Here is a 26,070-nt window from a genome sequence, read left to right as displayed (position 1 = left end):
ATTGTATATTTCATCGAAGCAGTTGTTGCATTGCAGATAGTTTAGCTTCGGTTTCTTTCCATTCACTTTCTTCCGTGCTTTCTTTTAATATACCTCCGCCAGCATATAGCTTACAAGTGTTTGTTTGCATTTGCATACAACGCAACGACACATAAAGGTGCGTGTTTCCATTTAAGTTTAGTGGTCCTGCGAAGCCACTATAATAAAGCCGTTCGTTAGATTCGTTAGCCATAATAAAGGACTTTGCTTCGTCTTTAGGCATTCCACAGACTGCTGGTGTGGGGTGAAGGTTGTGTAAAAGTTGTCCTACTGTAGCATTAGGACGCAGTTTGAACGTAAAATCGGTGCGCAGATGCACCAAGTTTGCAGCCTGTGTGGTATATGGTCCTTCCTCTTTTATTTCGTCAGCATAGCATTTCAGGCACCTCTTTATATAGAGAGACACGTATTGTTGCTCTGCTTTATTCTTTGCCGACCATTCTGTTCCATTCTCGTTGTATGGCATTGTGCCAGCCAAAGCCATTGTTCGCCACTCTATGCCATCTCCGTCAAGTAGTATTTCGGGAGTTGCCATAAGCCAAGTGCCTGATTGTGGCGTAGAAAAGAGAGCTACGAACTGACGTGGATACTCTTTACAAGCTTGCCAAAAAACTTCTTCTGTTTTTAAATTGTGTGGAATTTGTTCTTGTACACAACGCGCCAGTACTATTTTAGCAAATCTATTGTTTGTTAATTCTTTGTGAAAGGCAACGAAGTCTCTGTGGTATTGCATACGGTAGACTTCGTTCTCGCTTGCATTTTGCTTTTCTTTTGGTTTAGATTGCACTTGCTTTATGGGCATTGTACGCACTTCGTTGGGCTGTAAAAGCAATATGGGGCATTTGTCTGACACATTGAATGGTGCTATAACAAAGCCTTTTTTACCTTCCAGTTCGGCGAGCGACGATAATACCAAAGGGGCAGAATGTTGTATTAGCATTGTGCATTCTTTGGCAAAAGGCAATCTATAAATAGCAAACGTATGCATCTTTTTGAGGTTACTTGTATTACAATTTCCTATTAGAATGAACAATGTAATTGGTTACCTGGACCGATGAAATAAGTTCTCCTTCACTGTCTTTCACGTCTATATGCCATACGTGTAGTTTATGTCCTTGGTGCAAAATACGCGCATAAGCCGTAACCATACCTCCATAAGGAACGGCTTTTACGTGGTTTCCGCTTACGTTTATACCCAATGCCATCTTGCCATTGCAAAGTACCATTGAACCTAAGCCCGCCACATTTTCTGCCAATGCTAACGTAGCACCGCCAGAAAGGAAGCCAAATGTTTGACGATTACAATCGCCAACAGCCATTCGTGCCATTAGCGTGTCGGGTTCGGGAGTCGATATAAAGTGCATTCCTAAAGTACGGCTCAGTCCCTCTTCGTTCTCTAAAATAGTACTATATTTTTCTACGTTCATTGTCTCTTTTCGTATAAATAGATTAGTTTACTGACTGATAATAGTAGCTAATAGTAGCTCTGTTACTGCAAAGTTAGCAATAAACTGTAAGATAATGAAACTAAAACGGCTATTTCTATTATTCAGAAACACTCTGTACAGAGTATTCTCTGTACGAATGCCTACTTAACTCAAATAAATTTAAGATAAGTCCAAATGATATTTGTGTGTTGAAGAAGTGGACAAATAGACGAATACAGAAAAAGATATATATAGCAAATAGGAATACTTTATTAAATGTATTATTAATGAGACAAATGTTTCTGCAAATTAGTAGACTGTATAAAACAAAAAGTTACACTAATTTGAGTCTCTCTCTTTAGATATTTTTCTAAGCTGTGGGTCTTGGGTTCGAACCCCAACGGAATTATATTAAATAGTGTGCTGTGTATTCTTATATCTTGTTTATAACTAACTACTTACCATTGCTTATAAGTGGTGCATACAGTTTACTATCAAATAAAATAGAATATTTTAGGTGCTTAAAAAAATCTGATAGATATTAGGTACTATTATTTTAGATATCTGTAACGATCGTTACAGATGTCTGTCGCGATCGTTACAGATATCTGTCAGTTGCAAATTAGACGTCATAAAAAATTATAACCTTTATGTTGCTATATGGTAGAACCTAAAATATAATTATTTAGGTGATGATTGTGAGATTACTTATTCTACAAAGCTCTAATTCAGATGCTATTATAGATGCTTGAATAATAATGTGTTATCTATAAAGTTGTTATATAAGAGTAGGAATTATCACACTTATCGTTTTTTACAAAATATACTCATCTGTTGTCTATTGAGAAGTTTCAATGGGTAGAACAACAATAAAAACTCCTCCTTGTTATAAGCATATCGAACAAGGAGGAGTTTAATAAAATACAATTCTATGTATGGTGAGTGTTATTTCACTACAATCTTTTTACCGTTGTGAATATAAATGCCACGTGTTGGGTTCTGTACTCTGCGACCTTGTAGATCGTAGTAGTAGCCATCGCCCTTATTTTCGTCCGTAGCCTCAGTTATATTTTCTATGGCGGTAGGGTTCTGACGATAGCCAAAAACAATAGTACCGTCGGCATTCACCTCAATGCCTTGTACAGCGTTTTGTATAGTAACTCCATCGTAGAATGCTAGTTTGTCTATGCTTTTCTTTTCTACTCCGTACAAATTTTCTTTGTGCGCACTATAGTTCAGTTGTTCGTTATCGGCAGGAATAATGTATGCACGCATCTTGTTGTCAACCGTGTTCACACTGTTATACTCCCAATATTGTTTGTCGTAAGCGAAGTGACTGAGCATTAAACCATCGCCAAAAGTAAACGTATCATACCCATTAGTTCTTCTTTCTCTGTATGCTTTTGGATACCATGTGTCGGAAGTTCTATTCTCCAAAATAAAGTATTCGCTTCTATTTCGTGGCGAACGAACAATAGCAGCCAACTCACCGTCTTTATTTGATATGGGGTCGAGTTTTACTGTTTGAGGAGAGGTTAGTTCCTTTAACTTCAGCCAACCTAAGTAAGAACGCTCGTAAGCTGTATAGCCTATAGGTGCATTAGCGTTGTTTACGTATGGACCTGCGTCCATAATAGACCAATAGCCGAATGGATTGCGCGATAAAGTAACGGCAGGATCAGTATTGTAAAAGTCGGGTAAACCTAAAGCGTGACCAAACTCATGGCAGAATACACCCATTCCCATAAGTGTTCCATAATAGTTTAGTTCGTTACCAACGAAGTAAGAATTAAATGGTATGCCTTCTATGGTTTCGTTAATATCTTGCTCTTGTGGCCAAATATAGTTCTCGTAACCTGGCTTCGAGGGGTCTTCAGTAGCTTGTCCGCGTCCAGCATAGAATAAGCAGATAAGTTCAACATGACCAGTTTTTGGGTTTTTAAACTTATCGAAGCTAATGTTTTGCGCTTTGGCTTCCTTTACAACATCTCGTACCAAATCAGATGTTCTTTCATCTTTACCGTAGTATGCATAGCTATGATTAACTTTTATCGGACCAATCACCTCGAAAGTAGGCACGAACATACCACGACTTTGCGATGTGAAGAAGTCTTTTACAGACCCCACACAGCCTGGCTCATCGTGATAACCAGCTTCGTTATAGTAGCGTGTCATCTTCTCTGGTGTAGTTGTAGGTAAGAATTCTTTATCTCTAAACTCTACCATTACGACAGGAACTAGTGGGGTTCCTATACTGTTAATACCACCCATTCCTGTTTTGTTATATTCGCCTAAGCCATCGGCTGTGGAAGCACTTATTGCCTTACGTGGTATAGCCTGTTGAGCACGTGTAGCTACACTGTTCAGCATATACATCTTCCTTTCGGTCTTAGCTTCGTTTAAGAAAGCTCTCTCTTCGGCAGTTCGGTCGCCAGCCTCGTGCGCTATAAAAGTAGATGGTTGCAGTTTACCATCGTTTATAACAGCATAATAGAAGTCGTTATTTGCACCTTTTACTATAATTTTACCATCGAGCGATGCATAATAAACTGTGCGTCCACCTTCTCCTTTCACCATTATCTTTATGCTTGTACTGTCGCTTTGTTTCACTGTCCACACTTTTGGTAATGGTCCAACAGCAAGTGTCGGTAGTGAAATGGAGGCCGACAAAAATACTGATAATAAGATTTTTTTCATATTTTCTCTCTATTGTATAAATTACATAAAATGATTATATATGTGGCGAAGGTACGAAAAATATGGTAAAAAGTGAGCAATTTGCCTAATATTTTATTCTTTTTAAATTTACAAACTGTAAATACAAGTTATAATTCTATAAAATAATACATTTGAAAAGTCATTTTAAAAGTTGTCATTAAAAAAATGTATACGCATCAAAGCAAATCAGAACATATTATTTGAACTATTTTACATTACCATTAAAGCGATGTAGTCGTAACTCACATATAAAGGTATAAAAAAGGCAAAAACAACAAGTAATTGCAAATAATTTATTAAATTTGCAGACTATAAGAATTATAATTCGATTAATAGAATATATGAACGTTTTAGAATTATCAGAACAAGAGATTGTACGCCGTCAGAGTTTGCAGGAATTGCGCAATATGGGCATCGACCCCTATCCAGCAGCAGAGTTTCCAACTAATGCTTACTCAACGGATATAAAGTCTGAATTTACAGAAGACGAGAAACGCGAAGTTGTAATTGCAGGTCGCCTTATGGGTAAACGTGTAATGGGCAAAGCGTCTTTCGCAGAAATACAAGACAGTAAAGGCAGAATACAAGTATATATTACTCGCGACGACCTTTGTCCGGGCGAGAACAAAGACCTTTATAATATTGTTTTTAAGAAACTGCTAGACATTGGCGATTTCATCGGAATTAAGGGCTTCGTGTTTAAAACACAGATGGGTGAAATTTCTATTCATGCTGAAGAACTCACTGTACTATCAAAGAGCTTGAAACCGTTGCCTGTTGTGAAGTATAAAGACGGTGTGGCTTACGACAAGTTCGACGACCCCGAGCTTCGCTATCGTCGTAGATACGTAGATTTAGTGGTGAACGATGGCGTGAAAGAAACGTTCCAAAAGCGTGCTACAGTATTGAGAACAATGCGTCGTTTCTTTGATGATGCTGGATATACAGAAGTGGAGACACCAACATTGCAAACTATTGCAGGTGGTGCTAGTGCTCGTCCCTTCATTACACACTTTAATGCACTGAATACAGAAATGTATATGCGTATAGCCACAGAACTTTATTTGAAGCGATTAATTGTAGGTGGATTCGAAGGTGTATACGAAATTGGAAAGAACTTCCGCAACGAAGGTATGGATCGCTTCCATAATCCAGAGTTTACATGTATGGAACTTTATGTTCAGTATAAAGATTATAACTGGATGATGAGCTTTACTGAAAAGCTGATAGAAAAGATTTGTATAGCTGTGAATGGTAAGCCTGAAGTAAAAGTGGGCGATCACATCATCAGTTTTGAAGCACCATTCCGCCGTCTTCCAATACTCGATGCTATTAAAGAGAAGACAGGTTTCGATCTTGATGGTAAGACAGAAGAAGAAATTCGTAACATAGCTGTGAATGAATTAAAACTCGAAGGTATCGACAGTAGCTTTGGTAAAGGTAAGCTAATTGACGAAATATTTGGTGAGTTTTGTGAAGGAACATTCATACAGCCAACATTCATTATAGACTATCCTGTAGAAATGTCTCCACTCACAAAGATGCATCGCTCTAAGCCAGGACTAACCGAACGCTTCGAGTTAATGGTGAACGGTAAGGAATTAGCCAATGCTTACTCAGAACTGAATGATCCAATAGACCAAGAGGAGCGTTTTAAAGAGCAAATGCGATTAGCTGACAACGGAGATGATGAGGCTATGATTATAGATCAAGACTTCCTCCGTGCACTTCAATATGGTATGCCTCCAACATCTGGTATAGGTATTGGTATAGACCGTTTAGTTATGTTAATGACTGGACAAGAGTATATCCAAGAGGTATTACTCTTCCCGCAAATGAAGCCAGAGGCAAAAGTTCCACAAAGCAGCATCAAAGAATGGGCAGAGATAGGTGTACCAGAAGATTGGGTTTACGTACTTCGTAAGTGTGGTTTCAATCTTATTCAGAACATTAAAGACGAGAAAGCGCAAGGCTTACAGCAAAAAATAGGCGAGATAAACAAGAAATATAAGTTGGGGTACGACAAGCCATCGGTTGATGAAATTCAACAATGGATTGACAAAGCACAATAAAAACGAAAGGGAAGATAACTCCGTTTACTATAGAAGCATTATGTACGACGTAGGAAATATAGCAATCATCGGAAGCGGAAGCTGGGCAACAGCTATTGCAAAGATTGTGGTTGAGCACACTCACCACATAGGTTGGTACTTTCGACGCGACGAAACCATAGAGCAATTTCGAAAGTTGGGGCATAATCCCACGTATCTAACAAGTGCTCATTTCGATACTAGCGAGATACGTTTGTCGTCAGACATTAATCGTTTAGTACAAGATTACGACACTCTTATATTTGTAACACCATCGCCTTACTTAAAGAGTATTCTTAAGAAAGTAAAGCATAAACTGCACGAGAAGTTTATTGTAACGGCAATAAAAGGCATTGTTCCTGATGAAAATTTAGTTTGTTCGGAATACTTTCACAAAGTTGTGAAGGTACCAGAAAATAACTTAGCCGTGATAGGCGGACCATCGCACGCAGAAGAAGTGGCAATGGAACGACTTACATATCTTACTGTAGGGTGTACAGATACAGAGAAAGCCCGCGCTCTAACCGATGTATTGGTTTCCAATTACGTTAAAACAAAAGTTTCGCACGATGTACTGGGCATTGAATATGCATCAGTTCTAAAGAATGTTTATGCTATTGCATCGGGCATTTGTTCGGGGTTACAATACGGAGACAATTTTCAAGCAGTCATCATATCGAATGCTATGCAAGAGATGGAACGCTTGCTTACGAGTATAAATCCTATAAAGCGCAGTATGATAGACAGTGTTTATCTTGGCGACCAACTCGTTACGGGTTACAGTAACTTTAGTCGTAACCGCACGTTTGGTATGATGATAGGTAAAGGATACAGTGTTAAGTCGGCACAAATGGAGATGGAAATGATAGCCGAAGGTTATTTCGGAACAAAATGTATGAAAGAAATTAATCGTCATCTGCATGTGAATATGCCTATCTTAGATGCTGTTTACAACATATTATACGAGGGTATAAGCCCAAAAGTAGAGATTAAATTATTAACAGATTCGTTCAGATAACATACAAATGGAAAGTATTAAATTAGACATTTCAAAGGCTACCCAGGTGTTAAATCCTGGTACAGTAGAGGCGTATGCACCACAAGTGGCTGCTGCTCAAGAGGCATTAGAAAAAGGAACTTGCCTTGGTAACGACTTCTTAGGTTGGTTGCATTTACCTACAAGTATTACAGATGAGTTTATAAACGAAATAAACAATGTAGCCAATACATTGCGTGCAAAGTGCGACTATGTTGTAGTTGCTGGCATTGGAGGTTCTTATTTAGGCGCACGTGCTGTTATTGAGGCTCTCAGTAATAGTTTTGCATGGCTCTTAAAGAATAATGAGAATCCAACAATTCTCTATGCAGGAAACAACATCAGTGAAGATTATCTATACGAACTCACAGAGTTCTTGAAAGATAAACGTTTTGGTGTCATCAATATATCAAAGTCAGGAACAACCACAGAGACAGCTCTCGCTTTCCGTTTATTGAAAAAACAATGCGAAAATCAACGTGGAAAAGAAGACGCAAAAGATGTTATCGTTGCCATTACTGACGCAGTAAAAGGTGCAGCACGTACTGCAGCAACACGCGAAGGATATAAAACTTTTGTTATTCCTGATAATGTTGGCGGTCGTTTCTCTGTGCTTACACCAGTTGGCTTGTTGCCTATAGCAGTAGCAGGCTTCGATATTCAGCAGCTTGTGAAGGGTGCACAAGATATGGAAAATGCTATTGGCGTAGATGTTCCGTTTGGTCAGAACATTGCAGCACGCTATGCAGCCGTTCGTCAGGCACTCTATTCTGAAGGTGGAAAGAAAATAGAGATAATGGCTAACTTCCAACCTAAACTACACTTCTTGGCTGAATGGTGGAAACAACTCTACGGAGAAAGCGAAGGAAAGAACCAAAGAGGTATATTCCCAGCTGCTTGCGACTTTACCACCGACTTGCATTCTATGGGACAATGGATACAGGAAGGCGAACGTTCTATATTTGAAACAGTACTCTCTATTGAGGAGCCTAACAAGAAGTTGTTATTCCCACACGATGAAGAAAACCTTGATGGGCTTAATTTCCTTGAGGGTAAACGTGTAGACGAAGTAAACAAAATGGCGGAGTTAGGTACACGCCTTGCACACGTTGATGGCGGTGTTCCAAACATTCGTATTAGTATTCCAAAGCTGAACGAGTATTATATAGGACAGCTTATTTACTTCTTTGAGAAGGCTTGCGGTATCAGTGGTTTGGTTCAACAGGTAAATCCATTCAATCAACCAGGTGTAGAAGCCTACAAAAAGAATATGTTTGCTCTGCTTGACAAACCAGGTTACGAGGAAGAGAGCAAAGCAATAAGGAAACGATTATAAACACAGCAATGCCCAATACTATTATTATAATAGGTTGGGCATTCTTGTTTTACATACAAGAATGTTTCAGGAAGCAATTAGAAAATATAACGAACAAGCAACACAGCCATTTACACCAAAGGTTGTACTCTTCGATATGGACGGTGTGTTGTACGATTCTATGCCTAACCATGCAAAAGCTTGGCAAAGAGCAATGGCTGAGTTCGGAATCCATTTCACTGCAGAAGACTCGTATGCAACAGAAGGGGCACGAGGGGTAGATACCGTACGGAGATATGCAAAGGAACAGTTAGGTAAGATATTAACCGAACAGGAGGCAGAAAATATATACCAACTAAAAGCGCAATACTTCCACGAGATGCCTACAACAAACATCTTTGATGGTGTGAAAGATTTAATGCAGAAAATACAAAATAGTGGCTTAAAGATAGGTATTGTAACTGGAAGCGGACAACGACAGCTTATTAACAGACTGTTAGACGATTTTAAAAACTTTATAAACGAAGCACAAGTAACCACAGCTTTCGATGTGAGACGTGGCAAACCGAACCCAGAACCTTACTTAATGGGCTTACAAAAGGCAGGAAATTTTGCTCCTTGTGAAGGCATCGTTGTCGAAAATGCACCACTTGGAGTGCGCGCTGGCGTAGCCGCAGGGTGTTTTACGGTTGCTATCAATAGCGGACCACTTCCCGATGCAGCTCTTCTTAGCGAAGGAGCAAATGTGCTTTTCGATACTATTCGCACATTTTCTAATAGTTGGGAACAATTTATAGCGGCTTGTAACAGCTATTAGACGTATAGGGTAAAGGGAGATGACGAAATTAAGCCTACTGCATTTAGACTGCAAGTGATATGTTAGCACGAGAACGAAAGATGACAGAGAACATTAGTTTGAACAAAATATAATAGTGTTTTCTTCTGAAGATTAGTCTGAAATAAAACAAAATCATAGAGGCGTATATTATTATATATCTAATTTGCAACTGACAGATATCTGAGACGAACGTGACAGATATCTGAGACAAACGTGACAGATATCTAAAACAAATGCATTTGACATTCGCCTTTTTCTTACTAAAAAATAATGAGCATTTTAGCTATTATAAAAGACATGCAAGATAGCAAAAAAGACAAAACGCCAGAGAGTAATAGTATTAACAGGTAACCAAAGTGTTACAGTCTGATGATTGCTCTATGCTTAATTTATTTCTATTTTTTGCTTTTTTAATTGCGCAAATGTTCTTGTTTGTGCACGTTTTATAGGTTTTTGTGCATTATATTTGTATGGTTTATAAAAAAAATGTACTTTTGCTTCATTAATACAAAATAAGAAAAGAGTATCTAAACAACACATTATATAATATGAGTTTGAAAATAGTAGTACTTGCAAAACAGGTACCAGACACACGAAATGTGGGCAAAGATGCCATGACTGCAGAAGGAACGGTGAACCGTGCAGCTCTACCAGCCATCTTCAACCCCGAAGATTTGAATGCACTAGAGCAAGCATTGCGATTGAAAGAACAATATCCTGGTTCTACCGTAGGTATCCTAACAATGGGCCCTCCACGTGCTGGCGAAATAATTCGACAAGGCTTGTATCGTGGTGCAGATACAGGTTGGTTGCTCACCGATCGTAAATTTGCAGGTGCCGATACGCTTGCAACTTCTTATGCATTGGCAACAGCTATTCAGAAAATAGGCGATGTTGACATTGTTATAGGTGGACGACAAGCCATTGATGGCGATACAGCGCAAGTAGGACCACAGGTTGCACAGAAGTTAGGTTTAAATCAGGTTACATACGCCGAAGAAATACAAAAGGTAGAAGATGGGAAGGCAACCATTCGTCGTATGATAGATGGCGGTGTAGAAACAGTTGAAGCACCATTACCAGTAGTTATAACCGTGAATGGTACTGCAGCTCCGGCACGTCCGTGTAATGCTAAACTTGTAATGAAGTACAAATATGCAACTTGTCCTATGGAGCGCACAGGAAAAGAGCCTTGGGCAGAACTCTTCGAGCAACGCCCTTATCTCACATTAAATCAATGGTCGGTAGCCGATGTTGATGGTGATGAAACGCAATGTGGTCTCTCAGGTTCACCAACAAAGGTAAAAACTGTACAGAACATTGTGTTCCAAGCAAAAGAAAGTAAAACCATCAGTGGATCAGACGAAGACATTGATAGCCTGATTAAAGAATTGTTGGACGAGAAGATAATAGGATAAACTATGAATAACGTATTTGTATATTGCGAAATAGAGCAAGCAACGGTACAGGAGGTATCACAAGAATTGCTCACAAAAGGACGTAAACTCGCCAACCAATTAGGCGTAGAGCTTCACGCCATTGTGGCTGGAACAGATATAAAAGGTAAGGTAGAAGACCAGATTTTACCTTACGGAGTTGATAAACTCTTTGTTTTCGATGGCAAAGGTCTATTCCCTTACACATCAGCTCCCCATACCGACATACTCGTAAACTTATTTAAAGAGGAGCAACCACAAATTGCGCTCATGGGAGCTACTGTTATTGGTCGCGACTTAGGTCCTCGTGTATCATCGTCATTGACATCGGGTTTAACAGCCGATTGTACACAACTTGAAATTGGTGAATACGACGATAAGAAAGCTAGAAAGCATTACGACAACATTTTGTACCAAATTCGTCCTGCCTTTGGTGGAAATATTGTGGCTACAATCGTAAATCCAGACCACCGTCCACAAATGGCGACAGTCCGTTCAGGCGTTATGCAGAAAGCCATTTACGAAGGAAAGGCAAAGCAAGAAGTAGTTTATCCAGAAGTAAGCAAGTATGTTGATGAAGCTGCATACGCTGTAAAAGTGATAGAACGACACGTTGAAGCTGCACAAAATAATCTAAAAGGAGCTGCAATAGTTGTGGCTGGAGGCTACGGCGTAGGCTCAAAAGAAAACTTTGAAACACTTTTCCAACTTGCCGATGTATTACATGCAGAAGTAGGTGCATCGCGCGCAGCTGTAGATGCTGGATGGATTCCAACCGACCGACAAGTTGGACAAACTGGTGTTACAGTTCACCCTAAAGTATATATTGCCTGTGGTATTTCAGGACAAATTCAGCACATTGCTGGTATGCAGGATTCGGGAATCATTATTTCAATCAATAACGACCCAGATGCACCTATCAACCAGATAGCAGACTACGTTATAAATGGAGATGTAGGTGAAGTGCTGCCAAAAATGATTAAGTATTACAAGCAAAACAGTAAGTAACAGAACAAGAGAGACGATAATGGCAAATTATTATACAGACCAACCAGAGATAGCGTTCCACTTGGAACATCCTCTGATGAAGCGAATTGTAGAACTGAAAGAACGCAATTACGCTGATAAAGATAAGTATGATGAGGCTCCTGTAAACTACGAGGACGCCATAGAAAACTATAAGCGCATTCTCGATATTACGGGAGATGTGGCTGCAAATATCATCGAACCAAACTCAGAATCGGTGGATTTAGAAGGTCCGCATCTCATAGATAATCGTATGCACTATGCAAGTAAAACCTACGAAAACCTTGAAGCAACTCGCAAAGCTGGTCTTTGGGGCGTTAGTATGCCTCGCCAATATGGTGGTTTAAACCTACCTAACGTGGTGTTCTCTATGCTTTCAGAAATGATTTCGTCTGCCGATGGTGGATTCCAAAACATTTGGTCGTTACAGTCGTGCATCGACACACTTTACGAATTTGGAAACGACGAACAACGTGCAAAGTATATACCTCGTATTTGCAATGGCGAAACTATGTCAATGGACTTAACCGAGCCTGATGCAGGTTCCGACTTACAACGTGTGATGTTAAAAGCAACTTTCGACGAGAAAGAAAATTGCTGGCGTCTGAATGGTGTAAAGCGTTTTATTACTAACGGCGACTCTGATATTCACTTGGTTCTTGCTCGTTCAGAAGAAGGAACACACGATGGTCGCGGACTTTCTATGTTTATATACGACAAACGCGATGGTGGAGTAGATGTGCGCCATATAGAACATAAACTAGGTATTCATGGTTCGCCAACTTGCGAATTAGTATATAAAAATGCGAAAGCAGAACTTTGTGGAGACACCAAGATGGGACTCATCAAGTACGTTATGGCACTTATGAACGGTGCTCGCCTTGGTATTGCAGCGCAGAGTGTGGGACTTTCAAGCGAAGCCTATAAAGAAGGTTTGAATTATGCAAAGGAACGTGCACAGTTTGGAAAGAAAATCATAACTTTCCCTGCTGTCTACGATATGCTTTCTCGTATGAAGGCTAAAGTAGATGCTGGACGTTCGCTACTCTATCAAACAGCACGCTATGTAGACATCTACAAGGCGTTAGAGGACATTGCACGCGACCAGAAACTAACGGCTGAAGAACGCCAAGAAATGAAACTATACAAACGTTTGGCTGATGCGTTCACACCATTGGCAAAGGGTATTAACTCTGAATATGCCAACCAAAACGCTTATGACTCTATTTCTATTCACGGAGGTTCGGGCTTTATTATGGAATATAAGTGTCAGCGCCTTTACCGCGATGCACGTATCTTCTCTATTTACGAAGGTACAACACAGTTGCAGGTTGTAGCCGCAGTGCGCTATATTACCAACGGAACCTACCTCAGCATAATGAAAGAAATGTTGGAAAGCGAGGTTTGCGACTGTATGAAAGACTTAAAAGCTCGTGTAGCAAACCTTATTGCACAATACGAAGAAGCTTTGGAGAAGGTAAAAGCAAGCGAATGTCAAGATACAATAGACTTCCTCGCACGTCGTTTGTACAATATGACTGCTGGCATTATAGAATCGTTGCTCCTTATAGAAGATGCAAGTAAAGCTCCAGAGTTATTCAAAAAGTCGGCGAATGTATTTGTTCGTATGGTAGAAGAAGAAATTATTGGAAGTGTTGCATATATTAAAGCATTCGAAAATAAGAGTCTCGAATACTTCAAAACAGTAAACGAAACAGAGTTATAATCTCTATATTTCAATATAAGAAGATATGAAAAAGGCGATCAGACTTCCTGTTTGATTGCCTTTTTCGTAATATCCTACTGTGTTATTATAACAATGAACAGTTAAAAGAACGAATATAGAAATGCACCTTATTAAGCATTGCTTATTAGGTAAACCATATAGCCTATAAAAGTTGCACTAAGAATAAATCCTTCCCATCGTTCGATGACGTATTTGGTGAATGAGAAGAACCAAATCATTATCATTGAAATGACCATTATAGAAAGGTCGGTATTGGTTATGCCTTGCAATTGCATAGGACATACAAGCCCAGTAGCACCCAATATTCCAAGAATATTAAAGACATTAGAACCTAATACATTGCCAATAGCTATACCACTATTTCCTTTTCGTGCTGAAACAACACTGGTTGCAAGTTCAGGAAGCGATGTTCCGCCAGCAACAATAGTTAGTCCTATAACTGCTTCAGACACTCCCAATGCGGTAGCAAGCTTTGAAGCTCCTTCTACAAAAAGCGTACTTCCACCAATTAAACAAGCTAAGCCAATTAATATCCATATTATAGACATTGTAGGATTCATTTTTGGAATACTATTTAGTGCCTTTTTAGCGAGTTTATTCTCCTCTTTTAGTTCTTGCTTATTAATTTTTGCACTCTTTAAAGTCATAAACATAAAGATGAGAAAGAACGAGAATAGCAGTGCTGCATCTATACGACCGATGCGACCATCTAAACACATCATCAACAGAATAACCGATGCAACAAGCGCAAACGGAATATCTTTCATTACGGTGGAACGTAAAATAGACATAGGTGTGATGACTGCAGTAACACCAACTATAAATAACGAATTGAAGATGTTAGATCCAACAACATTTCCCACAGCCAAGTCGGGAGTTCCTTTAAGTGCTGAAATTAAACTAACACAAAATTCAGGCATACTAGTTCCCATTGCTACGATGGTGAGACCAATAACAATTTGTGGAATATTCAGACGTTCTGCAACAGCCACAGAACCTTCGGTTAAACGGTCGGCTCCCCACAATACAAGGATAATACCTATAATAATGAAAATAAAATGTAGCAACATATTTGTTTTAAATTAATTTTATTATGCAATAAGAGTTTACTAAGAATCTATTCATTTGTAGTCTGTATTCGTTTTATATTTTCTTTTTCAGCAACTACCCACAACACATCTCCTTCTTCTAAACAGTGTGCAGGATTAATAAGTGTAACGTGTGTTTGTCCTTCATCTATTCCCACTACCATACAATTGTATTGGTCGCGTATACCACTTTCCTTGAGAGTCTTACCAATAAATGGGCTTTTAGCCGAAAGAATAATTTGTCGCAAAATCATTTCGCGCTTTTCAATGTCATTATCTTCAGGGCGTAGTTCGTTACGAATAGCAGTTGAAATAGCTGCCAACTGTTGGTCGTTCCCAATAACTTGTATCTTATCGCCAGGAAAAACAACGGTATTACCACGTGGTATATTCAATCGGTGCGACCCACGGAGTATACTACTTACGTGAGTTCCAAAACGATTACGTAACTTTAGTTGGTGAAGAGTTTTACCAGTCCATAACGAATCTTCCGGAATATCAAATTCGCCAATGTGTATATTTCTATCTAATAAATGTCCTTCGAATAATGGTCGTCTACTGCCACGCACTTGTGCTGCAATTTCACGACTACGAAGATTTTGTACAAACAGTCTTTCTAACTGAATGCTACGATGTTTCATACTACGCGACAATATCATTAGCGTAAGTAAACCAATAGCAATAACAATCATTAGTGCGTTGGTGAAATGTGAAAGATAATTGCAGATATAGAAAATGAATATTAGCGCAATAATAATTCGCACGAGAATGGTGAACACAAGAGGTAAACGGTTTATACGATTAATCGTCCAAAGTGTTTTAAACTCTTCAGAATGATTCTTCTTCATTACGAAAGCACGTAAGAAAGGAGCTATAAATAAAATAGTAAGTAGTCCACAAATCATATTCCCTGCCCAGTGAGTACCAGTTAGTTGAACCGAGAAACGACGCATAATGGGTAAAATAAGCGAGAACATAATTATAATGGTAGCAGCTGAAAGTATGCCATAAATAAGTGTATTAGCCACCATTGCTTTTATAAGATTGCGCCAAAGATTATCAGAAGCCATATTTTGTGGTGTTCCAACATCTATATGTGTAACTCTTCGTGCCCATTGTTTCGGCATGTGATGCAATAAAAATGTATAAGTAGGCTCTGCAGCGCGTATCATATACGGAGTAAGAAAGGTTGTTATTACCGAAACTGCAACAACAACAGGATAAAGAAACTTGTTGATAACGCCCAACGATAGTCCTAGAGTCGCAATAATGAAAGCAAATTCGCCCACTTGTGCCATAGAAAATCCACATCGTAATGCATTTTTAAGCGATTGTCCACCAAACATATATCCCATTGTACCAAATACAGCCTGTCCAACTAAAATTGTAATAACAAGAATAAGGATTGGTATGGCATAATTAACAAGAATTGCCGGGTCTACCAACATACCAACAGAAACAAAAAATATGGCGCCAAATAAGTTCTTTATAGGTTCCACAACCTTTATAATTTTTTCTGCTTCTATGGTTTCGGCTAATATGCTACCCATAACAAATGAGCCAAAAGCGGCACTGAAACCAACTTTTGTGGAAATTACAGCCATTAGAAAACACAAACCTAACGATACAATAAGCAAAGTTTCGCTATTTAGAAAACTACGTACCTTTCGCAATAACGATGGAATTGCAAACAAACCAATAACGAACCACAAGATAAGAAAGAATCCTATCATAAGCACATTCTCTATTAATTGACCTCCATCTGGACTTTTTCCGCTGGCTATTGCACTAAGCATAACCATCATAACAATGGCAAGAATGTCTTCAAGTATAAGAACGCTCATCACTGTAGAGGCAAACGCTTGTTGAAGAAGTCCCATATCTGCAAATGCTTTGTATATAATAGCAGTGGAACTCATAGCAATCATTCCTCCAAGAAATATACTATCCATTTGTGTCCAACCAAACCCGTGTCCAACAGAAATGCCTAATGCCATCATTGAAAATACAATTGTACATGCTGCAATGATAGGAGAAGCACCCATCTTCAATATTTTTTTAACTGAAAAGTCTAATCCTAACGAAAATAAAAGAAAGATGACACCAATATCTGCCCACGTTTTTATATCCTCCGCATCGATAATGCTCATTAAATATGGCATGTGTGGCGAAACTAAAAATCCAGCAACAATGTATCCTAAAACAAGGGGTTGTTTAAGTTTTTTAAATAATAAAGTAATGAAACCTGCCACAACAAGAATTAGGGCAAGATCTTTTACGAGTACGGGAAGTTCTGACATAAGCAGCGTTATTAGTGTGTGAGTAGTTTTAATTAATGTGTTTGTATGAATTGTAAATGCATTAATAGTGCTCTACTTATTCGCTAATATAGTTTCATAAATACGTTAATATAATTCATAAGAAGCATTATTAAAAATTAAAAGATAGTCTATAACAATGAAGCATCTATATTTCTACACTATTGAATGTACGAATATTTTTATAAAAATAATGAGCACTATAAGAACTTGCTTAACCCTTTTAGGTGTAAGCAAACCTTATAGCGTTCATTTCTGTTTTTATAAATAATCGAAAGTAGTTAAATTAATATCTAATTAATCGTTATATCCAGCTGTAAGACGGCTAATATTAATGACAACTTGCATTGCCTTCTCCATTACTTGGATAGATACAAATTCGTAAGGTCCATGGAAATTAACACCACCAGCAAAAATATTAGGACATGGAAGCCCTTTAAAACTAAGTTGTGCTCCATCTGTTCCGCCACGAATAGGTTGTACTAATGGTGTAACTTCTGCTTCTTGCATAGCTTTTACAACAAGGTCTATAACATGAATATTTGGATCTATTTTTTCTTTCATGTTATAATATTGGTCGTTCATCTTAATTTTAACCGTGCCTTCGCCATATTTTTCATTCATTGCTTTTACGCAATTCTCCATTATTCTTTTGCGTTCCTCAAATTTTTCTCTGTTGTGGTCGCGAATAATATAACTTAGCTTAGCTTCTTCACAACGGCTTTCAATTCCGAGTAAATGATAAAATCCTTCGTAGCCTTCAGTAGTTTCAGGAATCTCATCTTGTGGTAGCATTTGATTAAATTCTATTGCTAATCTGCTGGCATTAACCATTCTGCCTTTTGCATAGCCCGTATGAACACTCAGTCCCTTAATGTAAACCTTTGCTCCAGCAGCATTAAAGTTTTCGTACTCTAATTGTCCTATATCTCCACCATCCATAGTGTAAGCCCATTCACAACCAAATTTTTCAACATCAAAATGGTGTGCGCCACGTCCAATCTCTTCGTCTGGATTGAAACCAACACGAATTTTGCCATGTTCTATCTCTGGGTGGTCGCGCAAATAGCACATTGCTTGTACTATTTCGGCTATTCCGGCTTTATCGTCTGCACCAAGTAGGGTAGTACCATCAGTAACTATAAGGTCTTCTCCTTTATGGTTTAGCAATTCTGGGAATTGTTTTGGCGATGAAACCATATTTTCGTTTAACTTTATATCGCCTCCATCATAGTTTTTTACTATGCGTGCTTTAATATTAGCACCACTTGCATCAAGTGCTGTATCGTAGTGTGCGATAAAACCAATAGTAGGAACTTTTTTTGTTGTTGTAGCTGGAAGAGTTGCGTAGATATAACCTTTCTCGTCCATTTCTACTTCTTTTAAACCTTCACGTTCGAGTTCTTCCTTTAAATATTTAGCGAAAACAAGTTGTTTCGCAGTACTCGGCACAGTTTCAGATTCATCTGCCGACTGTGTGTCAAATTTAGTATAGTTAATAAATCTCTCTGCTATTTCCATGTTTAAATTTTATTTTATTGAACTATTAATTGCAAAGATAGTTAAAAAGCAAAGCTTATCAAAACTTGTAAGCAGCTTTTTTGTAATTGTTATGTTTTTTCTATACTTTAATGAATAAATACCGAATAGAAAGAAACAAGAAAGGAGGAAAACATACTAAATTAGGAAGAATTAAAGTTTGATACATTGTACTTTAAGTTTAAATTCGTATCTTTGCAACCTAAATTTATGCGTAGCGTGAAGATTAAGGAAGTAATTGATGCCCTTGAAAAGTTCGCGCCTCTGCCCTTACAAGAGAGCTATGATAATGCTGGCTTGCAAGTTGGATTAACAGAGGCGGAAGTGTCAGGGGCTTTATTGTGCCTTGACGTAACAGAAAATGTTTTGAACGAGGCGATAAAACTCGGTTGTAACTTGATAGTTGCACACCATCCTCTCATTTTTAATAAGCTTTCGCAGATATCTGATAAAGATTATATACAGCGAATAGTTATAAAAGCAATAAAGAACGACATTGTTATTGTGGCAATGCATACGAATATTGATGCTGCCGCAGGAGGCGTAAACTTTAAAATTGCAGAGAAAATTGATTTACAGAATGTGCGATTCTTAGGTAAAACGCAGTCTGTTCAAACTAAAAATGGTGAGGTTATAGGTGGATTGGGTGTAATTGGCGAATTAACAAAACCATTGGCTGCTGATGATTTTGTATTGCTTTTAAAACAAACATTTAATGTAGAATGTGTGCAAGCAAACCAATTATTACGCCGCCCCATAAAACAGGTTGCACTTTGCGGAGGTGCTGGCGCTTTTCTGTTGAAAACAGCAATAAACGAAGGTGCTGATGCTTTTATTACAGGAGAAATGCATTATCATGATTTCTTTGGATACGAACAGCAAATACAAATATGTTCTATTGGACACTATCAAAGTGAACAATTCACAACAGAAGTGTTTAAAAGCATTATAGAAAACCAGTGTAAAGGCGTGGTGTGCCATATAACAAAAATTAATACCAACCCTATTATATATATATAATAAGGTGTAAGATAGAGCGAAATATAAAAATAAACATAAAATAAAAATACAACAATGGCAAAGAAAGACCCTAAAGACTTATCGGTGGAAGACAAGTTGAAGCATCTTTATCAGTTGCAAACAACTCTTTCGGCTATAGATGAAAAGCGTGCATTGCGTGGAGAATTGCCTCTTGAAGTGCGTGATTTGGAAGACGAAATAGCTGGTTTGAACACTCGTATTGATAAAATACGATATGAAATAGACGATTTTCAACGTGCAATTTCACAGCGAAAAGGCGATATAGAACGTGCAAAAGCTAGTTTGGAACGTTATAATCAGCAATTAGACCAAGTGGCTAATAACCGCGAATATGATATGCTGACAAAAGAAATAGAGTTCCAAACATTGGAAATTGAACTCTGTAAAAAGAAAATGGAGGAAGCACAAACTAGAATACAAGAACGCAAGAATAGTTTGGCTAATACCGAAGAAATTTTGGAAGATCGTTACAGAGCCCTCGAAGAAAAACGTGCTGAACTCGACGAAATTATGCAGGAAACACGCGAGGAAGAGAACGACCTAAAAGAAAAAGCTGCTGAAATAGAAACAAAAATAGAACCAGGTTTGTTGCGTAGTTTTAAGCGTATTCGTAAAGGAGCAAGAAACGGACTCGGAATTGTATATGTTCAACGCGATGCTTGTGGTGGTTGCTTTAATAAAATTCCTCCTCAGCGCCAGTTAGATATTAAAATGCACAAGAAAATTATTGTGTGCGAATATTGCGGACGTATTCTTATCGACCCTGAATTGGCTGGTGTTAAGCTTCAAGAAACAGAAGAAAAACCTAAAAAGCGTCGTACAACTCGTAAAAAAAAGGAAGACGAGGCTGAATAAAGTTGTAATATCTTTATTGGATTCTGAAAAAAATAAAAAACCATCAATATTGCTTTCCTACAATGTTGATGGATTTTTTTGTATAGTGCCGTTTCTTATGTATATTTCTGAATTGTTATATCCCAAACACAAATCTGCAATTATGAGTTTTTAGGAATAGACACAGAAACATAAAGCGACAAAATATAGAACTTGAATATTAGAGAGGTATTAATACTTGTTTTAATATATCATTGTCTAATGTTTCTTATGTTCTTCTTTTAAATACGAATTAAATGGGAACCACACTTGAACATTATCAAATTCTACATGTAGCCAATAGCTGTCGATCGTTTTGTTTATCACTTCAAAGTGTACGCGAGTTGGAAACCATTTATAGTCGTATTCTGTAAGTTCTGAAAGTTTTTTTGTTACGATACGTGCTGAATCTCTCTTTGATTGTTTTGAATAATGATTGGCTATTATAAGTGAATCGTTTTCATATTTAACAAGAATATTGTCAGATACATCTATATATTCTTTGTTTCTGACTACATACATCTTAAAACTTTTAATGCCTACTGGTTTACTATAACCTCCTTTTAAAAAAAGTGTATCACCTTTCTCATGGTATGCTTGCGTATACTCAAAGAATTTATTTTTGTTATAATCTTCTGTATACACAGTTGTTGCAGAGTTTGACTCGAAATCAACATAAAATATAGTGGAATCTTCAACCCTTTTCTCTTTACCGTCAACTAAAATTGTTTTAAAACCGTCTCTACCTCCTGATATCTGATTGGGAATAAAATATTCGCTAAACCAATATTTTGAACCTTTAGGGTCATTAGTATGCCTATATGGATCGTCGTCGTGGCACGATACTAATAATATACTTGCAAATAGTAATAAAATGTTCTTTTTCATAATTTTGATTGTTATGGGTGAATATTTAAAATAGTTCTTACTTTAAGGTTATAATCCTTATTATCTTTCGATTTTTCTTCTTTTTCTAGTGGCGTTTCATTTCCAGAACCACAGGTTGGATTAAAGACATCCGGACTGAAGTATCCATTATATTTACCTCCCATTCCCCAATTTATGTGTAATAGTTTATAGCGTTCGCCTATAGCAGGTTCTTTGGGTATGTTATCGGTTACACCTTTGATTCGTCTTTCTATTATTTTATAACCGTCACATAACCATGAATATGCTTTTGGAGAAATATGTCTATTTCTTGCTTTTTTCGATTCGCCATACATTAGTACTGGACAATGATTATCAATACTATTTATTACATCAGCGATACTATATTTTTTTGTAATTTCTGATGGATTAGAATATCCCATATCACGTAAAACATCTATCACCTTATCGAAATTTTCGGTTGTCTCGAAAGGTCCCCAATATTTATACCATAATCCGTCTCCAATATTTTTGAGTAAATTAGCAACTTGTATAGTATAATTATTGTTGTATAGTGTAGCTTCTTCTGCTGTTTTATATCTGTGTAATAATTCCCAATCTAATGTTGTTCCTTTATATTCTTTCGGATAACTGAATGATGATACAAGATGTGCTAGAGTTATCATAATACTACTTAATTCAGCTTTTCGACCGTTTACTGTAGGTGTAAATCTATCGTATGGCTTATCACAGCTCCAGTTGTTTTTACATAGATTCTCTGTTTGACTAATATTAATAAACGTATAGAATCTGTCTATGCTTGGCTCTGGTACAATCAGTTTATCTGTATAGGTTTCAGGATTTACAAATCTATCTCTCTCTTCATAATTAAATTCAGGTAAGGTTGTAATCGTATCCTTTCTTCTTTTTCGTGCTTCTTTTAGTTTGTCTTCATAATAGTTGGGTAGGCGTGAAAGAAAGGCATTTATATTCTCTGTACCATTTAAACTATCTAGCTCTAAGATTCCTTCTCCTGAGAAAGCTAATAAACTTTCTGAAATTCTTCTATCCCCGGCAACAATGCAAAATGATTTTGTGGTAGAGTTATTTAGAATATAATAGATTGTATCTACCGGATTTATTGTACTCTCTGTTAAAGTTCCACGTGTGTGTATTTTTTTTTTGCTGCAAATACTTTGAGCTGTCCAATTTTCTATATTGCCATTATCCATATTGCGTGTCTGAATACCTTGACTCTGTACAAAATTTGCTGCAATTTTTATTGCTTCGATAGTAGTACGTTGTGGTTGTAATGTTGCATAATGGTGATAAATGGCTTTGTAATTATAGACATTAATAGTGTTATTCTGTAAACTTAAATCATCTGATCGCGAACAAGCTGTTAATAAGAAAGCCAAAAGGAACATTCCCAAATAATTAAATTGTTGTTTTTTCATAATCCCGAATTTGATTTTTTTGTTGAACTTCTTAAATGTCTGTTACAAAGATATTTATTTTTACTTTAATATGTTAATAATTTCTTTTGACGCATATAGATAATAACGATATTTAACTTTTTTGGTTTCATTCTATGTTATATAATAATTGTGTTTGGTAACGAGACAAATAGGAGATAGTTCCAGAATAACAACAAAACACCTTATTTTTAGGGGGGTGATATAGAGGAAATATTTACAAAAAAGTCTTTTAAAGGGCGGAGAGACGGAATGTATTTTTATTAATTTAGTAGAAATATGCGCAATTAACTTGTTTTAATTTGTTGTTCGAAGAACTGCTTTATATTAGGCTGATTCGATGTTTACGAAGTTCGATTGTAATTAATTTTAAACGTGCAGCGTATGATGCCAAATGACGACCGTTAATTGAAAAAGTAAAGTACCGAAGTTAGAATTTTGCTTATTGTTTTGCAGCAGAAGCTGGCTTTTTCTAAAATAAAATAGCGTGGATAAGCCGTAAAGTTGTAGAAAAAATAGTGCATTAATGGTGCTGGTAACTTGAATAATTGGTTGAACTTACATTTTAATCTGTGAAACGTCCATCGTATTTTTCTGCTATTATTAGGGCTTTCTATTTATTTTTATACGGGTATTCTAATTTTGTAATTGTAATTCTCCATTTTTCTTATTACATTTTTTTATTTTGTTATTTAAAAAAAATATTTTCTTATTATATTTTTTCTATGTATTGTAACTACCAGGAAACCTGCTTCTTATATAGTGGTACAAGTTTAAAATTTATGATGAAATAGTAGGCATTTGGGTTGTCTTTATATTATCTGGCGTAGTTGTTTTTGAGTTTCTATTATTTACGAACTTATTTTATATGGCAATATTCCTGCATCTGGCTTGTTTTTTCTTTTTGGTAGAATAGATTTTTTTGTAGTTTTATGTACTAAGATAGGAACTAAATAATAAAAAATGGAATTATAATTCTTTATAATCAGGTATCGAAGACAAGAAAGTATAAGTTTGATGTTCGTAATCCATCTTGCAAATGTAGGTATCTATTCCGTTAGAAACAATGAGATAGTCTACATGGAGTAGGAGATTGTACGCAGAAATTTGGTCGAATACTTTTTGTGTTAGCTGAATGTGGGGTGCTTTGTATTCTATAATCATTCGTGGACGCAAACACTTGTCGTATAAAACACTGTCGGCACGGATAACTTTTTCACCAATAGAAAGTGAAATTTCGTTGGCAAGTAAGCCCATCGGGTAGTTTTTATGTTCTATAAGGTAGTGAATGAAATGCTGGCGGACCCATTCTTCGGGTGTAATAACAAGGTATTTTCTGCGCAAAATATCAAAAATTTTGCGTTGTCCGTTTTCTTCTTTTATCTTAATATCGTAGACTGGAAGATTTAATTGTGGCATTGTTTATTTGTTGTTTTCTTCTTGCAAGAATATGTTATATGAAATATATAAGGTCTTGCAATATTTTGTTATCTCTTATTAATAAACTAACTTTGCAGACGATAGAATTTTGCTCAGCAGTTTTTAAGCGAACTATTGGCAGAAATTCAGTACAAATATAGAAATTTTTTCTGATTGCAGGCATCTGTTAATGCTGAAAAATAATTGATGGTGCAACAGAAATTTTAATAAAAGCAATAAATGCCAGCAAAACAAGGAAAAACTTTTCAGGATATAATGAAAGACCTGAAAGCACGGCGGTTCTCACCTATATATATATTAATGGGCGAAGAAGCTTACTATATAGACCAAATAACAAATTATATCGCAGAAAATGTGCTTACGCCTGCCGAACAAGATTTTAATTTGAATATATGCTTTGGGGCAGATGTTTCGGCAGTACAAGTAACCGATATGGCGAAACGTTTTCCAATGATGGCAGAATATCAAGTTGTGATAGTAAAAGAAGCACAAAATATTCATTCGCTCGATGCATTAGAGAAATATTTAAAAAATCCAGCCAAAACAACAATTCTGGTTTGGTGCCATAAAAATGGAAAAATTGATGCCCGAAAAAAAGTAATGAGTTTAGCAGAAGCCCATGGAGTGGTATTTGAAAGTAAAAAATTAAAAGAATACCAACTTGCAGGTTTTATGCAAAATTATTTAGCAGCAAAGAAAATAACAATAGAACCAAAAGCAACTCAAATGATGGCAGACCATATTGGAGCAGATTTGAGTCGTTTAACTTCTGAACTTGATAAAGTAGCTCTCTCATTATCTGAAAACGATAAAAGAATAACACCAGATATTGTGGAAAAAGAAGTTGGCGTGAGTAAGAATTTTAACACTTTCGAATTGCGCGATGCTATAGTAAATCGCAACGTTTTTAAAGCCAATCAAATTGTAAATTATTTTATTAGTAATCCAAAGGCAGGTTCACTCTATTCTTTCTTGCCATTACTCTTCTCTTATTTTCAAAATTTAATGATAGTTTTCTATTCTCCAAACAACAAATCGGAAAGCGATATTGCACAAATATTAGGGTTAAAAAACAACTGGGGAGCGAAGGAATATATTATTGGAATGAGAAATTACAGTGCAAGAAAGACAATGGATATCATTGCAAAAATTAGAGAAGTTGATGCGAAAAGTAAAGGCTTAAATAATGTAAGCACTGGGGCAGGGGATTTGATGAAAGAAGTAATCTTTTTCATTTTGCATTGATAAAAACATAAGTTTAGTCTTAAAAATAAAACCAAAAACGTCCATTTAATGGTTTCTAATACCACTAAATGGACGTTTTTATTGCCAAAAACATTAAAAGAAGGCTCTAAAAACACTAAAAAATGCCATTATCTATATTTTTTAGAACCTAAAAAAGAAGTTTATTTTATCTCGTATTTTTCTATAATACGTTGATAATGTGAGTTTTAATTCATTTTATCTTCTTTGTAGTTTGCTTATTTAAAATCTACCTTTACTTTGGTTTAAAATATTTAAATTACGCTATTTTCAGCCCATTTCTAAATCTATAAATTTATTATTTCAATTCATTAACATTTATATCTATAAACTATCATTTTATATATAAAAAATAAAAACATAATATTTAGATTTGTATATATAAATTCGTGCATTTATAATATGCACACAGGAGATTTATATTTGTAATTATAAATCTAAACACAGTGGTATTTATTTGTAAATGTTTAAATATGCATTGTGTAATAAGCCAC

Annotated in this window: 19 protein-coding genes; 10 read left to right on the top strand and 9 right to left on the bottom strand. The window is 36.6% G+C overall.

Translation table 11 applies throughout. The features are described from left to right. Positions 1–10 precede the first annotated feature (10 nt). The 3 genes from HMPREF9144_RS07760 to HMPREF9144_RS07750 all read right to left on the bottom strand — a co-directional run bounded on the left by HMPREF9144_RS07760 (position 11) and on the right by HMPREF9144_RS07750 (position 4,163). Positions 11–1,027 carry a chorismate-binding protein gene (locus HMPREF9144_RS07760; protein ID WP_006045393.1) on the bottom strand — a complete coding sequence of 339 codons (1,017 nt, stop codon included), beginning with the start codon at positions 1,025–1,027 and terminating at the stop codon, positions 11–13. A gap of 19 nt (positions 1,028–1,046) precedes the next feature. Continuing rightward, complete coding sequence (locus HMPREF9144_RS07755; RefSeq protein WP_006045392.1) at positions 1,047–1,466, bottom strand: PaaI family thioesterase; 420 nt, start codon at positions 1,464–1,466, stop codon at positions 1,047–1,049. Between the two features lie 945 nt (positions 1,467–2,411). Beyond that, positions 2,412–4,163, bottom strand: coding sequence for a M6 family metalloprotease domain-containing protein (locus tag HMPREF9144_RS07750; protein ID WP_006045391.1), 1,752 nt, complete (start codon positions 4,161–4,163; stop codon positions 2,412–2,414). A gap of 362 nt (positions 4,164–4,525) precedes the next feature. Here HMPREF9144_RS07750 and lysS point away from each other — a divergent pair, with 362 nt between their 5' ends. The 7 genes from lysS (at position 4,526) to HMPREF9144_RS07715 (ending at position 13,651) form a co-directional block, all read left to right on the top strand. Then, positions 4,526–6,256 (top strand): lysine--tRNA ligase, encoded by a 1,731-nt coding sequence (gene lysS, locus HMPREF9144_RS07745; RefSeq protein ID WP_006045390.1) that lies wholly within the window; start codon positions 4,526–4,528, stop codon positions 6,254–6,256. 40 nt (positions 6,257–6,296) lie between these two features. Next, a complete protein-coding gene (locus tag HMPREF9144_RS07740) occupies positions 6,297–7,292 on the top strand; it encodes an NAD(P)H-dependent glycerol-3-phosphate dehydrogenase (protein WP_040595658.1) in 996 nt (331 codons plus the stop codon). 7 nt (positions 7,293–7,299) lie between these two features. After that, entirely contained in the window at positions 7,300–8,646 is a 1,347-nt protein-coding gene (locus tag HMPREF9144_RS07735) for a glucose-6-phosphate isomerase (RefSeq protein WP_006045388.1), read from the top strand. Between the two features lie 61 nt (positions 8,647–8,707). Then, positions 8,708–9,442 carry an inorganic diphosphatase gene (locus HMPREF9144_RS07730; RefSeq protein WP_006045387.1) on the top strand — a complete coding sequence of 245 codons (735 nt, stop codon included), beginning with the start codon at positions 8,708–8,710 and terminating at the stop codon, positions 9,440–9,442. Between the two features lie 569 nt (positions 9,443–10,011). Then, on the top strand, positions 10,012–10,881 hold the full coding sequence (locus HMPREF9144_RS07725) for an electron transfer flavoprotein subunit beta/FixA family protein (protein ID WP_006045385.1): 870 nt from the start codon (positions 10,012–10,014) through the stop codon (positions 10,879–10,881). 3 nt (positions 10,882–10,884) lie between these two features. After that, positions 10,885–11,907, top strand: coding sequence for an electron transfer flavoprotein subunit alpha/FixB family protein (locus HMPREF9144_RS07720; RefSeq protein ID WP_006045384.1), 1,023 nt, complete (start codon positions 10,885–10,887; stop codon positions 11,905–11,907). Positions 11,908–11,926: 19 nt separating this feature from the next. Then, positions 11,927–13,651: an acyl-CoA dehydrogenase family protein gene (locus HMPREF9144_RS07715; protein ID WP_006045383.1), complete on the top strand. Its 1,725-nt coding sequence runs from the start codon at positions 11,927–11,929 to the stop codon at positions 13,649–13,651. A 131-nt stretch (positions 13,652–13,782) separates the two neighbouring features. Here the strand turns inward: HMPREF9144_RS07715 and HMPREF9144_RS07710 are convergent, their stop codons facing one another. The 3 genes from HMPREF9144_RS07710 to pepT form a co-directional block, all read right to left on the bottom strand. Beyond that, positions 13,783–14,742 (bottom strand): calcium/sodium antiporter, encoded by a 960-nt coding sequence (locus HMPREF9144_RS07710; protein WP_006045382.1) that lies wholly within the window; start codon positions 14,740–14,742, stop codon positions 13,783–13,785. A gap of 47 nt (positions 14,743–14,789) precedes the next feature. Further along, the gene (locus HMPREF9144_RS07705; RefSeq protein ID WP_006045381.1) at positions 14,790–17,060 is read right to left on the bottom strand and encodes a cation:proton antiporter; all 2,271 of its coding nucleotides are present in this window, start codon (positions 17,058–17,060) and stop codon (positions 14,790–14,792) included. Between the two features lie 315 nt (positions 17,061–17,375). Continuing rightward, positions 17,376–18,599, bottom strand: a complete 1,224-nt coding sequence (gene pepT / locus HMPREF9144_RS07700; RefSeq protein ID WP_006045380.1) for a peptidase T — start codon at positions 18,597–18,599, stop codon at positions 17,376–17,378. Positions 18,600–18,827: 228 nt separating this feature from the next. Between pepT and HMPREF9144_RS07695 the strand changes: the two genes are divergently transcribed. After that, complete coding sequence (locus HMPREF9144_RS07695; protein ID WP_006045378.1) at positions 18,828–19,637, top strand: Nif3-like dinuclear metal center hexameric protein; 810 nt, start codon at positions 18,828–18,830, stop codon at positions 19,635–19,637. A 54-nt stretch (positions 19,638–19,691) separates the two neighbouring features. After that, positions 19,692–20,513 carry a zinc ribbon domain-containing protein gene (locus HMPREF9144_RS07690; RefSeq protein WP_006045376.1) on the top strand — a complete coding sequence of 274 codons (822 nt, stop codon included), beginning with the start codon at positions 19,692–19,694 and terminating at the stop codon, positions 20,511–20,513. A gap of 237 nt (positions 20,514–20,750) precedes the next feature. On the opposite strand, the gene HMPREF9144_RS07685 is transcribed toward HMPREF9144_RS07690, so the two are convergent. The 3 genes from HMPREF9144_RS07685 to HMPREF9144_RS07675 all read right to left on the bottom strand — a co-directional run bounded on the left by HMPREF9144_RS07685 (position 20,751) and on the right by HMPREF9144_RS07675 (position 24,292). Further along, complete coding sequence (locus HMPREF9144_RS07685) at positions 20,751–21,419, bottom strand: hypothetical protein (RefSeq protein WP_006045375.1); 669 nt, start codon at positions 21,417–21,419, stop codon at positions 20,751–20,753. Positions 21,420–21,430: 11 nt separating this feature from the next. Next, a complete protein-coding gene (locus tag HMPREF9144_RS07680; protein WP_006045374.1) occupies positions 21,431–22,855 on the bottom strand; it encodes a C10 family peptidase in 1,425 nt (474 codons plus the stop codon). Positions 22,856–23,842: 987 nt separating this feature from the next. Continuing rightward, complete coding sequence (locus tag HMPREF9144_RS07675) at positions 23,843–24,292, bottom strand: type I restriction enzyme HsdR N-terminal domain-containing protein (protein ID WP_006045373.1); 450 nt, start codon at positions 24,290–24,292, stop codon at positions 23,843–23,845. Positions 24,293–24,532: 240 nt separating this feature from the next. Here HMPREF9144_RS07675 and holA point away from each other — a divergent pair, with 240 nt between their 5' ends. Further along, a complete protein-coding gene (gene holA, locus HMPREF9144_RS07670) occupies positions 24,533–25,558 on the top strand; it encodes a DNA polymerase III subunit delta (RefSeq protein WP_006045371.1) in 1,026 nt (341 codons plus the stop codon). Positions 25,559–26,070 lie beyond the last annotated feature (512 nt).

Source organism: Prevotella pallens ATCC 700821 (assembly GCF_000220255.1).
In the GTDB taxonomy this organism is placed as follows: domain Bacteria; phylum Bacteroidota; class Bacteroidia; order Bacteroidales; family Bacteroidaceae; genus Prevotella; species Prevotella pallens.
The sequence above is the reverse complement of the archived record's forward strand: the minus strand, read 5'-3'. Positions and strand labels throughout refer to the sequence as shown.